Annotated in this window: 7 protein-coding genes and 1 pseudogene; 5 read left to right on the top strand and 3 right to left on the bottom strand. The window is 73.7% G+C overall.

From position 1 onward, the window contains the following. Together ACIRQ9_RS39955 and ACIRQ9_RS39960 are read left to right on the top strand one after the other, a co-directional pair. A pseudogene (locus ACIRQ9_RS39955) lies at window positions 1-372 on the top strand (asparagine synthase); the annotation flags it as partial. Between the two features lie 286 nt (window positions 373-658). Then, a complete protein-coding gene (locus tag ACIRQ9_RS39960) occupies window positions 659-3,931 on the top strand; it encodes a BTAD domain-containing putative transcriptional regulator (RefSeq protein ID WP_404185590.1) in 3,273 nt (1,090 codons plus the stop codon). Here the strand turns inward: ACIRQ9_RS39960 and ACIRQ9_RS39965 are convergent. Both ACIRQ9_RS39965 and ACIRQ9_RS39970 read right to left on the bottom strand, forming a co-directional pair. Next, window positions 3,918-5,774: a sigma-70 family RNA polymerase sigma factor gene (locus ACIRQ9_RS39965; RefSeq protein WP_404185593.1), complete on the bottom strand. Its 1,857-nt coding sequence runs from the start codon at window positions 5,772-5,774 to the stop codon at window positions 3,918-3,920. The genes ACIRQ9_RS39960 and ACIRQ9_RS39965 overlap by 14 nt on opposite strands. 188 nt (window positions 5,775-5,962) lie before the next feature. Next, complete coding sequence (locus tag ACIRQ9_RS39970; protein ID WP_404185596.1) at window positions 5,963-6,721, bottom strand: TetR/AcrR family transcriptional regulator; 759 nt, start codon at window positions 6,719-6,721, stop codon at window positions 5,963-5,965. Between the two features lie 394 nt (window positions 6,722-7,115). On the opposite strand from ACIRQ9_RS39970, the gene ACIRQ9_RS39975 reads away from it, so the two are divergent. Together ACIRQ9_RS39975 and ACIRQ9_RS39980 are read left to right on the top strand one after the other, a co-directional pair. Beyond that, complete coding sequence (locus ACIRQ9_RS39975) at window positions 7,116-8,495, top strand: NAD(P)/FAD-dependent oxidoreductase (protein WP_404185599.1); 1,380 nt, start codon at window positions 7,116-7,118, stop codon at window positions 8,493-8,495. 181 nt (window positions 8,496-8,676) lie between these two features. Next, on the top strand, window positions 8,677-10,323 hold the full coding sequence (locus ACIRQ9_RS39980; protein ID WP_404185602.1) for a SpoIIE family protein phosphatase: 1,647 nt from the start codon (window positions 8,677-8,679) through the stop codon (window positions 10,321-10,323). A 107-nt stretch (window positions 10,324-10,430) separates the two neighbouring features. On the opposite strand, the gene ACIRQ9_RS39985 is transcribed toward ACIRQ9_RS39980, so the two are convergent. Beyond that, on the bottom strand, window positions 10,431-11,702 hold the full coding sequence (locus ACIRQ9_RS39985; RefSeq protein WP_404185606.1) for an MFS transporter: 1,272 nt from the start codon (window positions 11,700-11,702) through the stop codon (window positions 10,431-10,433). Between the two features lie 140 nt (window positions 11,703-11,842). On the opposite strand from ACIRQ9_RS39985, the gene ACIRQ9_RS39990 reads away from it, so the two are divergent. Beyond that, window positions 11,843-12,391 carry a MarR family transcriptional regulator gene (locus ACIRQ9_RS39990; RefSeq protein WP_351328871.1) on the top strand — a complete coding sequence of 183 codons (549 nt, stop codon included), beginning with the start codon at window positions 11,843-11,845 and terminating at the stop codon, window positions 12,389-12,391. The last annotated feature ends 398 nt before the right edge of the window (window positions 12,392-12,789 follow it).

The raw sequence follows: 12,789 nt of genomic DNA on the forward strand, positions 1-12,789 counted from the left end.
GGGGGGCGGGGGGGGGGGGGGGGCCCCCCCCCCCGCGGGGGGGGGGGCCCCCCCCCCCCCCCCCCGCCCGGGGGGCCCCCCCCCCCGGGGGGGGGGGGGGCCCCCCCCCACGACCTGATCGCGCTCTTCTCCACGCCGCTGCTGGCCCAGGCGGGGCTGGTGGAGGCCCGGGTGGTCCGCAGGGCGGTCCGCGCGGCGGCTTCAGGCGAGCCCCTGCCGCTGGACGGCCTCGCCGACCTGGTCTCCCTGGAACTGTGGCTCCGCCGCCTGCTGTCCCGCCGGGGCACCTGCTGGACGGGGACGCCTGCCCGCGCGCGTGCGGTTCCGGCGGGGATCCGCCCGATGCGGGGGGCGTTGGCGTCAGGGGCGTGACGGGGGGTTCGTCTGCTTCTGCTTCGGGTGCGGGTGCGGGTCGGTGGGGGCTGGTCGCGCAGTTCCCCGCGCCCCTGGGGGGCGCTGTGTGCCGCGTCGGTTTCGCGTTCCCCGTCGGGGTGTGACGGGGGCTTCTGCTGCGGGTGCGGGTGCGGGTGGGTCGTGGCTGGGCGCGCGGTTCCCCGCGTCCCTGGTGGGGTGCTGTGCGGGGCTCGGTTTCGGGTGCGGGGCGGGTCGGGTCCGAAACCCTCGTGCCGCGGTTCCGTGCCCCGGCGACAATGAGCCGGTGCGGTACCGAATCCTGGGTGTCACCCGAGCGACCGATGAGCAGGGCACCCCCATACCCGTCGGCGGCCCCCGCCTCCGCGCGCTGCTCACCGTCCTCGCCCTCCACCCGCTCCGCACCCTCACCCCGGAGACCCTCATCCAGGAGGTCTGGGCGGCGGACGACGACCCGCCGCAGGACGCCCCGGCCGCCCTCCAGGCCCTCGTCGGCCGGCTCCGCCGCGTCCTCGGCAGGGACAGCATCAGCTCCTCCTCCGGCGGCTACCGCCTGGAGGCGACCGAGGACGACGTCGACCTGCACGTCTTCGAGCGCCGGGTCCGCGAGGGCGCGGCCGCCGCCGATCCGGCCACCGCGCACCGCCTGCTCACCGAGGCGCTCGCCCTGTGGCGCGGCCCCGCCCTCGCCGACCTGCCCGACCGTGCGACGGCCGCCGCCCGCCCCGAGGCCCTGCGACTCGAAGCCGCCCGTACCCGGGCCGGCGCCGCCCTCCGCCTGGGCCGCGCCCGCGACGCCGTACCGGAGCTGACCGCGCTGACCGCGGCGCACCCCTACGACGAGACGCTGCACGCCCTGCTCATCCGCGCCCTGCGCGACACCGGCCGCCCGGCGGACGCCCTCGCCGCCTACGAGACCGCCCGCCGCACCCTGGCCGACGGACTCGGCACCGACCCCGGCGCGGAACTCCAGTCGCTGCACGCGTCGTTGCTCAGGCAGGAGCGGGCCGCGCCGGACCCACCCGCGCCGCCCACCGGCAACCTGCGTCCCCGGCTCACCTCCTTCGTGGGCCGGGAACCCGAACTCGACGCCGTCCGTTCGGAAGTGCACAGGGCCCGCCTGGTCACCCTCACCGGGCCGGGCGGCTCCGGGAAGACCCGTCTCGCCGAGGAGGCCGCCGCCGGCCTCCCGCAGGCATGGCTCGTCGAGCTGGCCTCGCTCGACCGGCCCGAGGCGGTGCCGGGCGCGGTGGTCAGCGCCCTCGGCCTGCGCGAGACCGTGCTGCTGACCAACGAACTGGCGGCTCCGCAGGCCGACCCCACGGCCCTGCTCGTCGAGTACTGCGCGCGGCGCGGCCTGCTCCTGATCCTCGACAACTGCGAACACGTCATCGAAGCGGCCGCCGCCCTCGCGGAAACCCTGCTCACCCACTGCCCGGACCTCACGATCCTCGCGACCAGCCGGGAGCCCCTCGGCGTCCCCGGCGAGTCGGTGCGCCCGGTCGAGCCGCTCGCCCCCGAGCAGGCCCACCGGCTCTTCGAGGAACGCGCCGCCGTCGTCCGCCCGGGCGCACCGGGCGACCCGACCGCGGTCGACGAGATCTGCCGCCGTCTGGACGGCCTGCCGCTCGCCATCGAACTGGCGGCGGCCCGCCTGCGGCTGCTGACGCCCCGGCAGATCGCCGACCGGCTCGACGACCGCTTCCGCCTGCTCACCTCCGGCAGCCGCACGGTCCTGCCCCGCCAGCAGACCCTGCGCGCGGTCGTCGACTGGTCCTGGGACCTGCTCGACGAGGCGGAGCGCACGGTCCTGCGCGAGGTGTCCGTCTTCGCCGGCGGCTGGGACCTCACGGCGGCGGAGGCGGTGTGCACCGGCCCCGTCGCCGACCTCGTCGGGGCGCTCGTCGACAAGTCCCTGGTCGTCGCCGCCCCGGACGGTCCCGACGGCACCGGCGGCATGCGCTACCGCATGCTGGAGACCATCCACGAGTACGCCGTCGAGCGTGCCGCCGAGGTCCCCGGGCTGCGCGCGGCCGCCGAGCGCCGGCACGGCACCTGGGTGCGGGCGCTGGTGGAGGAGGCGGATCCCAAGCTGCGGTCCGGGGAACAGCTGCCGTGGATCCGGCGCCTGGAGACCGACCTCGACAACATCCGCGCCGCCCTCGACCGCGCGGTGCGGGCGGGCGACGAGGCACTCGCGGGCCGGATCGTCCTCGCCGTCAGCTGGTTCTGGTGGCTGCGGAACTACCGCCTGGAGGCCATGGCCTGGATGGGCGCGGTGCTGCGCCTGGGCGTCGCGCGGGACGCCCTGCCGGACGGGGCGGGTCCGGAGGAACTGCGCGCGCTGGCCGACGCGGCGGACCCGGTGGGCGCGCTGCTGGCCGCGCCGGACGCCGAGCGCGGGCATCCGCTGTACGAGCTGCGGATGGACCTGCGGATGTTCGACCTGCTGCTGACCTCCGAGTCCGTCCCGACCGGGTTGGCCGAGGACGAACGGGCCCCGCGGTACGTCGCGCTGGTCCGGTCCTCCTTCGAGGCGGGCGGTCCGCGCTCCGCCCGGCTGCCGGGCATCATCTGGCCGCTGACCGCATGGTTCCTGGGCCGCACCCCGGACGCCGGTCCCGACATGTCCGCCGTCGTCGCCAACTGCCGTGCGTACGGCGGCGAGTGGGAGATCGGCGCCACCCTGATGTACCGCGCCCACGTCCTGGTCGACTCACCCGGCAACCTGCGGGGCGTCGACGAGGACCTCGCGGAGCTGCGGATCCTCAGCCGGCGGGTCGGGGATCGCTGGATGCGGGCGCAGGTGTGCAGCGCGGCCGGCGAGGCCGCCATGGCGCGCGGCCGGTACGCGGAGGCGGAGGCCGAGTACGAGGAGGCGATGCGGCTGGCCCACGAGGTCGGCGCGCACGCCGAGACGCCGTTCCTGATCGCGCGGCTCGCCGAGAGCGCCTACCGCTCCGGCGACCTGGCGACCGCACGGGACACCCTGGACCGGGCGAGCGAGGCCTCCGAGCGGTACGGGGTGGCCGAGTCGAAGGCGTTCGTGGCGCTGTTGCGGGCGCACATGGCCCAGTACGAGGGAGACGCGGCCCGCGCCCGCGCGTTCATGGACGAGTCCCGTGAGGCGACGCTGGGCGGCTCCCCGCCTCCCCAGTTCACGGCCGGGTTCCGCGCGGTCGAGGCACTGATCACGGCGATGGAGGACGGTCCGCGGCACGGGCTGCCGATCGTGGCCGACGGGCTGCGCGAGGCGATGGAGGCCCGCTGCGCCGAGGTGATCACCGCGGCCCTCGTGGACGTCGCCGCCGACCTGCTGGCCCGGATCGGCGATCTGGCGGGCGCGGTACGGCTGTTCGCGGCCACCGACCGCTGGCGGGCCGGCGGCCCGCGCTCGGAGCCGGAGCGCACCCGCGCCGAGCAGATCGACGCGGCCGCCCGCACGGCGCTGAATCCCGACCGCTACGCGGCCGAGCGCGCCCGCGGCGCGTCCCTCACCGAGGAGGACGTCCTGCGCGAGCTGGGCGGGACGTCCTTGGGCACCGCTACCGGCAGGTGAACCTCGAATCGGCCCAGTCGGCGAGCGCCAACGCGTCGAATCCCTCGCCCGGTTCGACCTCCAGGCGCACGGTCCTGCGTCCGGTGAGGTCCACGTGCACGGGTACGGCGGGCTGCCCGCCCCCGACCGTCCCGGACCGCCACAGCCGCTCGCCGTCCGCGTAGACGGAGAAGGCGGCCTTGCCGAGGCCGAGGGTCATGTCGTCGACGCCGGCCATCGCGTCGTAGGCGGTGCACTCGCGGTTGAGGTCGATGGTGACGGAGGACGGGCCGTGCACGGAGACGCCGTTCGCGTACCGCTCGCCGTCCACCGTCACCCCGTACCGCTGCCACACCCAGCTGCTCTCGCCGAGCCGCATCTCGGGCCGGGTGCCGTCGCCGGTGAGGTCGAAGCGCAGCTCGCTCCACTGGTAGACGACCGGAGCCGGCGGCGGAGTGGGCGTCGGCGTCGGTTCCGGCCTGGGTGTCGGAGTCGGGGTGGGAGCGGGGGTCGGGGCGGGACGGGGCTTCGGTGCGGGGGTCGGTGTCGGGGTCGGGGTCGGGCTCGGAGCGGGCTCGGGGGCGAGGACGACCGGCACGGGGTGCGGCGTGCGCTTCGGCGGGGCGGGGGCCGGAGTCGGTGTGGCGGGCTCGACGACCGGCGTGGTGGGCGCCGGGCGGGCCGCCTCCTTGGCCGGATGGCCGTCGTTCACGAGGGCGAGGGCCAGCGCCGCGGCGGCGACCGCGACCACCCCGGCCGCGATTCCGGCCTTCACCGGTGCCCCCAGCCCCTCCGAGGCCGCGGCACCCCCGCCGCCGGCCCCGCCGGACGAGCCACCGGCCGCGGCGGCCGCGCCCGCGGCCCCCGCTCCGGCGCCGCCGGCGACGATCCCGAGCGCCTTGGCGTACCCGGCGGCCCCGAACCAGCCGATGACCGCGACCGGTACGACGGCCGGGATGCCGGCGGCGACCTCCTCGATCTGGGCCGCGGCCAGCCGGCACCTGGCGCACTCCTCCAGGTGCTTGCGCAGCCCCCGCTCCGCGCGGATGCGCAGCTTGCGGCGGGCGTAGCCGCCGAGCTGGTCGGCGTAGCGGGCGCACTCCTCGTCGTCGACGAGGGAGGCGCTCACGTGGGCCTGGAGGTAGGCCTGCTTCAGGCCCTCGCGGGCCCGGCTGGCGAGCACGCGGGTGCCGTTGGCGTCCAGCCCGAACAGGGTCGCCACCTCGCTCGGCGACTCGTCCTCGACCTCGGTGTGCCACAGCACCGCCTGCCAGCGCTCGGGCAGCGAACGGAAGGCCTGCATCGCCAGCGACCGCTCGGCCTCGTGCATCGCCCGTACGTCGGCGCCGAGATCGAGCGTGTCGGCGTCGGATACCTCGGAGCCCCGCGCGGACTCGGCCGCGAACACCGCGAAGTCGTCGACCAGTTGCTCGCGCCGTGCGGACTTGGTCCACTGCGCGGCGACCCGGCGGACGGAGGTGAGCAGGTAGGCGCGCACGGCGTACTCGGGCCCGGATCCGCCGCGCACCGCCTGCAGCATCCGGGCGAACACCTCGGCGGTCAGGTCGTCCGCGGTGTGCCCGTCCCGGCAGCAGGTCCGTGCGTAGCGCCGCACCGGGTCCGCGTGCCTGCGGTACAGCTCCTCGTACGCCGAGTCGTCGCCGCCCCGCATCCACTCGATCAACTGGGCGTCGGCGGGCGGCTGTTCGCGGGGCGGGGGCAGCACACTGCCGCTCCGCTGTGCCGGAACGTTCCCTTCCGGCGGTTCGCCGACGGGCGGTACACCGGCCCGCCCGCCCTGACTGGGCACCTGCGGCGAGGTCAGTTCCTCACCGGCGGACTCGTCCCACCCGTCACCGTCCATCGCGGAACGCCCCCGATGCCCCTGCCCAACCCGACCGAATCACCGGGTCAGACTCCCACACCGGCTTTCGCCCGGGGCCCCGGGCGACGGACCTACCACTCGTCCGAGCGCACGGGTCAGCACGGCGCACCGCCGATCACCCGAAAGGGGAGCCGGCACCGCGCGGGCCGTGCGCCGGCACGGCGGCCTCAGGCCCGCGACCGCAGGCCCTCCAGCAGGATGTCCAGCAGCCTCGACGAAGCGGCCGCCTGCTGCGCCGGGTCCGGCAGCGAGGGCGCCGCGGTGGCGATCACCAGCAGGACGTCGGAGACCGAGACGTCCGGCCGCAGCTCACCCGCCGCACGGGCCCGCTCCACCAGCCGCCCGACGACCTCCAGCAGCGCGGCCGCGCCCGCGTCGTCGGCGTCGGCGGCCAGCGGCTCGCGCTCCTCCGGCACCAGCCGCAACTCGCCCGCCACCGGCTGCGTCCGCTGCTGCGGCACCCGGAGCTCCTCGGCCCCGCCGACCTCCTCCGGAACTCCCACGCGCAGCACCTGCGGTGGCAGCAGCCGCCCCGCCCCGGACGCCACCGAGGTCCGCAGGAAGCGCGACAGCGCCGACCACGGCTCGTCCTCCTGCCCGAGCGCCGCGCGCGCCTGGTCGGTCAGCCGGGAGGTCTCCTCCTCGGCTATCCGCCGGACCAGGACGTCCTTGCTGGGGAAGCGCCGGTACACCGTGCCGACCCCGACCCGCGCCCGCCGCGCCACGTCCTCCATCGGCGCGCCGTAGCCCAGTTCACCGAAGACCTCGCGTGCCGCACGCAGCACGTGTTCCAGATTGCGCTGTGCGTCCACCCGCAGCGGCGTCGTCCGCGGGCCGTCGCCGCGCCCGCCCGTCGCCGTGCTCACCGCTCCGCCGCTCGTCGCGAGCGCGGAAGCCGTTGCCCAATGCGTGTCCTGAATATGCATCTGTGTTCCCCCGGTTAATGACGTCTCCCCCCGGAGACGCTCCCCGCACTGTGAAGGCCGGAGCGAGTGGAACGGTCGCCGGTCCATCGGCCGGCAACCGGGCGGACCCGCCCGTCGCGGACCGTTCGGCCACATCCCCTACACCCCGTCGCCACACGAACATAGTTGAGAGGCTGTCAATTCAGAAGGGGGACGTTCCGCACGGAGCGCCCCCCGATCGGAGTACGGGTCGCGTACATCCCGATTCACCACCTTCGCGCCCCCTCGCCCGCCCCCACTGACCTGGCCCCTTTCGTCCGGTCCTGACCGGGTGCCGGGCACGCCCCGAACCGGTCCGCCGGTCACACAAATTGCCGGGGCTGTGGACAAACAACAGTCACGGGTGCGTCATGGGATGGTGAAGGAACGTGCGCGCATTCTCGTTGTCGGCGGCGGCTACGTCGGGATGTACACGGCCCTGCGGCTCCAGCGGAAGCTGAAGGCGGAGCTCAGGCGGGACGAGGTCGACATCACCGTCGTCACCCCCGATCCCTACATGACGTACCAGCCGTTCCTGCCCGAGGCGGCCGCGGGTTCGATTTCTCCTCGTCATGTCGTCGTACCCCTGCGGCGCGTTCTGGACCGGTGCCATGTCGTCATCGGCGAGGTGACGTCCATCGAGCACGCCGCGCGCACCGCGGAAATCACCACCCTCGCCACCGCCGAGGAGCGAAAAGGCGCCACTTTCCTCCCGTACGACGAACTGGTCCTCGCACCCGGCTCGATCGCGCGCACGCCGCCCGTCCCCGGTCTCGCCGAGCACGGCATCGGCTTCAAGACCGTCGAGGAGGCCATCGGCCTGCGCAACCACGTCATCGAGCAGATGGACATCGCCTCCTCGACCCGCGACCCCGCGATCCGTGACGCGGCCCTCACCTTCGTCTTCGTCGGCGGCGGCTACGCGGGCGTGGAGGCCCTCGGCGAACTGGAGGACATGGCCCGCTACGCCACGCGGTACTACCACAACGTCCAGCCCGAGGACATGCGGTGGATCCTCGTCGAGGCCACCGACCGGATCCTGCCCGAGGTCGGCCACGAACTGGGCCGCTACACCGTCACCGAGCTGCGCCGCCGCAACATCCAGGTGCTCCTCGACACCCGCCTGGAGTCCTGCGCCGACCGCGTCGCCGTCCTCAGCGACGGCCAGCGCTTCCCGACCCGCACGCTCGTGTGGACCGCCGGCGTCAAACCACACCCGGTGCTCGCCGCCACCGACCTTCCGCTCACCCCGCGCGGGCGGCTGAAATGCACCGCCGAGCTGACGATCGACGGCGTCGACCACGCATGGGCCGCGGGCGACGCCGCCGCCGTTCCCGACGTCACCGCCGACACCCCCGGCACCGAGACCGCGCCCAACGCGCAGCACGCGGTGCGGCAGGCGAAGGTCCTCGGTGACAACGTCGTCCACGCGCTGCGCGGCGAACCCCTCGACACCTACGCCCACGCCTACGCCGGCTCCGTGGCCTCCCTGGGACTCCACAAGGGCGTCGCCCAGGTCTACGGACGCAAGCTGAAGGGCTACCCTGCCTGGTTCATGCACCGCGTCTACCACCTGAGCAGGGTGCCCACCTTCAACCGCAAGGCCCGCGTGCTCGCCGAATGGATCCTCTCCGGGCTCTTCAAGCGGGAGATCGTCTCGCTCGGGTCACTCGAACACCCCCGAGCGGAGTTCGAACTCGCGGCCGGTGGAAAGCCTCCTCACAGTCCTTTGGACGACTCGAACGGGTCGTCCTGACGGAACTCAGGAACTCCACGGCCCGCCCCGGCGTCTGACGGATGTCGCCGCCGACGGCCACCCTGCCAGACTGCCCCCCGACCGAGCACAAGGCTTCTCCCCAGAACTGCACCGGGGGACATCCCCCGGCCCCCGGCCGCTCCCGAAGCAGGCCGGAGACGACGACACGAGGCAAGGATTCGTGAACTTCACGCGCTGGAGCGCCCGGCTCCCCGGAACGCAGCGCCGCGCCGCAGCGCGGACCGAGCACGCGGTCCCCCCGGACCGACGGGGCGAAGGCTCCGTGCCCGCTGCCCGCGTCGAACAACTGACTGACGACTCGCCCTGTGTGCCCGCCGTCGACGAACTGCCCGCCCGCGACGTCCTGGACCGCGTCCCGGCCCTGGTCGCCCTGGTCCACGGCCCCGACCACCACATCGCGTACGTCAACGACGCCTACACGGCCGCCTTCGGCGTACGGCCCCCGGGCGCCCCCGCCCGCGAGGCCCTGCCCGAACTCGTCCAGCTCGGTCTCCTCCCGCTCCTCGACCAGGTCCTGCGCAGCGGCAAGTCCCGCACCCTGAAGTCACGCAAGGCCCTCGACGGCCGCACCTACACGTTCACCTGCACCCCCGTCGCCGAGAACGCCGACCACGACGGCGGCGTCCTGCTGTTCGCCACCGACGTCACCGACCACGCCGAGGCGGCCGAACGGCTGCGCGCCAGCGAGCGCCGCCAGCGCGAGACGGCCGTCACCCTCCAGCGCAGCCTGCTCCCGCAGGAACTCGAACAGCCGGACGACCTGCGCGTCGCCGCGACCTACCAGCCCGGCGGCACCGAGGCCGCGGTCGGCGGCGACTGGTACGACGTCATCACCCTCGGCGGCGGCCGCACCGCCCTCGTCATCGGCGACGTGATGGGCCGCGGCGTGCGGGCCGCGGCCGTCATGGGCCAGCTCCGTACGGCGGTGCGCGCCTACGCCCGCCTCGACCTGCCCCCGCACGAGATCCTCCAGCTCCTCGACGGCCTCGCCACCGAGATCGACGCCAACCAGATCGCCACCTGCGCCTACGCCATCCACGACCCGAACGAGGGCCGGCTGGTGTACGCCTCGGCCGGCCATCTGCCGATCCTGGTCCGCGACGAGAACGGCACCGTGCTGCGCACCGACGAACCGACCGGCCCGCCGCTCGGCACCGGCGGCTGGATCCACACGTCGGGCTCGGTACCGCTGGGCCCCGGCTCCACGGCCGTCCTCTACACGGACGGCCTGGTGGAGCGCCGTGACGAGGACCTGGACGAGGGCATCGCCGCGCTCGAACGCGCGCTGGCGGGAGCCACCGGCACCCCGCAGGTCATCTGCGACCGCCTGGTCCGCTCCGCCGGCGTCACCGCCGACCACGACGACGACGTCGCCGTCCTCGTCCTCCAGCACCCGGCCCGTACCGGCGCCGACGGCGAACTGTTCCGCAACGCGGCCCTGGAACTGCTCGGCGGTGTCGAGGCGGCACCCCGCGCGCGTGCCTTCGCCTCCGGCGTCCTGACCAGCTGGCGCTTCCCGGTCGAACTCCACGACCTCGGCGTCCTCGCCACGAGCGAGCTGGTCGCCAACTCGCTCCAGCACGGCACCCCGCCCATGCGGCTGCGGCTGCGCCGCACCGACCGCCGCCTGATCATCGAGGTCACGGACGGAGACGACCACCTGCCGCGCCGCCGCCGCGCGGAACCGGGCGACGAATCCGGCCGGGGCATCGCGATCGTCGCGACGATCGCCTCCGGATGGGGTTCGCGAAGAACCCCGGGCGGCGGAAAAGCGGTGTGGTGCGAGTTCGTCCTGCCCAAGGGGTAGGGCGGAGGCACGGGAGCGCGGACTGACCGCGCCGTTCCCCCCGCCCGTGAGGGGGCGCGGAGAACGGCCAGGGCGAGCGGCCGGGACCTCGCGGCTCCGGACCGCCGCTACGCGGAGACGGACTCCGCGGCAGCTCCGCCCCGCGCCACGACCACGGTCTTCGAGGCGAGCCAGGGCTGATCCTGGGACGGGGTCAGCCGACGTCCGAGCCGTATCGCCAGCACGCTGATCCCCAGCGAGAACACCATGAACGTCACCACGTACGGCGCGGGCAGGGACGCCGCGAGCGGGCCGCCCACCGCCGGGCCGACCGCCAGCGCGAGCTGCTTCACCAGGGCGAACGCCGAGTTGTACTGACCGGCCTGGCCCGCCGGAGCCAGATCGGCCACCAGCGGGGCGACCGTCGGCGACAGCATCGCCTCACCGAGCCCGAACAGCGCGTACGTCGACACGAACGCGGCCGTCGCCATCTCCTGGCTTCCGTGCCCGAGCCCGGCGTACCCCGCCACGACCCACGCCACGGCCCAGACCAGCCCGACCGCCGCGATCACCCGGGACCGCCGCCGGCGCTCCACGAACCTGAGCACGGCGAACTGCGCGACCACGATCATCAGCGTGTTCGCGGCCAGCGCCGTCCCCAGCGCGGACGTCGATATCCCCGCCGCCTCCACGCCGTACGCGCTCAGGCCGGACTCGAACTGTCCGTAGCAGGCGAAGAACAGGACGAAGCCCAGCACGCACAGCTGGACCATCGCTCGGTTCCCGAGCAGCTGCTTCCAGCCGCTCTTCGCCGTCGACGCGGGGACGTCCGCGATCCGCGGAGCGTGCGGTATCCGCACCGTCGACATCACGCCGGCCAGCAGCAGGAACATCGCCGCCTCGATCGCGAACAGGAGCGTGAAGGAGGAGACCCGGGTGGTGTCGACCAGGTGGCCGCCGATGAGACCACCGACGCCGAGCCCCAGGTTCTGCAGGAAGAACTGCGTCGCGAACGCCCGCGACCGGGTCTGCGACGTCGAGCAGTCCACGATCATCGTGGCCAGTGCCGGCTGCATCACCGCCTGCCCGGCCCCGAGCAGCGCGGCCGCGGCCAGCACCGTCGCCGCCTGTCCCGCCAGCCCGAGACTCAGTGCGCCTATCGCGGCCATGACCAGGGCGGTGAGGAGGACCGGCAGAGGGCCACGCCGCACGATCGCCCGGCCGGCGAACGGCAGCACGATCAACGCGGCCACGGCGAAGACAGCGAGCACGAACCCCGCTGTCATGGAACCGAGCCCTCGCACCTGCGCCACATAGACGTACAGGTAGGGGACGGTGAAGCCGAGCCCGAACGCGCTGAGTGCGTTGCCCACGTGGATCCGGCGCATCGCTGCGCCCATCGCCCTGGTCACGTTCACCTCTCTCAAGTCGTTAAGTCAGCGGACTGCTCAAGCCTGAAGACTTAGAAGCTAAAGTTCGAAGCTAAAGACTACATCGTGAAGGACTTCAACGCCAAGCTCGTTCGTGCGATACTTCGGGCATGGCCGACACCACCGGCGCCGGCGAGCCGACACTCGACGAACAGATCGCCGCCTACCAGCGCGAGTTCCAGGACCTCGACCCCCAGGTCGAGAAGGTCGTCTCGGCGCTGTCCCGGCTCAACCGCCGGATGAACGTCGCCTACGGCCGCCAGACCTCGGCCCTCGGCATCAGCAGTGCCGAGTGGGAGGTGCTCAAGGCCCTGGTCCTCTCCGGAGTCCCCTATCGCCTCGGCCCGAGCGAACTCGCCAAGCGCCTCGGCCTCACCCCGGCCGCGATGACCCACCGCATCGACCGGATGGTCGCCGAGGGTCTGGTCACCCGGGAGCGCGACGAGTCCAACCGGGTCCGGGTGATCGTCGAGCTGACGCCCGAGGGCCGCGAGAAGTGGCTGGAGGCCATGCGGCTCGCCTCCGTCTTCGAGGAGGACCTGCTCCAGGACCTCTCTCCCGCGGAACGCGGTGTGCTCGGCGAAGTCCTCACCCGGTTGCTGCGCCGCGTGGAGCACGCCCAGCCCGACGCCGGCGGCCGCCTCACCGACCTGGACTGACGCAGGTCACGGGGTCGGGAAAAAAATCTTGACAGGGGTGGTTGACACCGCCCTACCCGATCCGTAGAGTTCTTCGGGTTGCCGCGGAGCCGTAACGGTTCTTCGACAACACCTCCGCCGCATAAGCGGCACTCACACCATCAGTACGATCTCCCGACCGGGTTGTATTTCGGCGTGCCCGAATTCAATTCGATTTCGGGTCTCCGTGCTGTCCGTTCGAGCCGCTAAGGCCCGATTGGGCAACGGGAGGCGGATCCGCTAAGGTTTGAGACGTCGGAACGGCCCAACAGCCGGGAAGACACAACCCGCTGACTGGGAATCAGACGCCGAAAGGATCTGATAGAGTCGGAAACGCCGGAAAGGGAAACGCGAGAGCGGAAACCTGGAAAGCACCGAGG

Source organism: Streptomyces sp. NPDC101237 (genome assembly GCF_044767465.1).
Lineage (GTDB): Bacteria > Actinomycetota > Actinomycetes > Streptomycetales > Streptomycetaceae > Streptomyces > Streptomyces gramineus.

Excerpts from the sequence above, each read along its gene's own strand:
- ACIRQ9_RS39975 (WP_404185599.1), top strand. The coding sequence starts at position 7,116 with ATGGTGAAGGAACGTGCGCGCATTCTCGTTGTCGGCGGCGGCTACGTC.
- ACIRQ9_RS39970 (WP_404185596.1), bottom strand. The coding sequence starts at position 6,721 with ATGCATATTCAGGACACGCATTGGGCAACGGCTTCCGCGCTCGCGACG.
- ACIRQ9_RS39990 (WP_351328871.1), top strand. The coding sequence starts at position 11,843 with ATGGCCGACACCACCGGCGCCGGCGAGCCGACACTCGACGAACAGATC.
- ACIRQ9_RS39965 (WP_404185593.1), bottom strand. The coding sequence starts at position 5,774 with ATGGACGGTGACGGGTGGGACGAGTCCGCCGGTGAGGAACTGACCTCG.
- ACIRQ9_RS39985 (WP_404185606.1), bottom strand. The coding sequence starts at position 11,702 with ATGGGCGCAGCGATGCGCCGGATCCACGTGGGCAACGCACTCAGCGCG.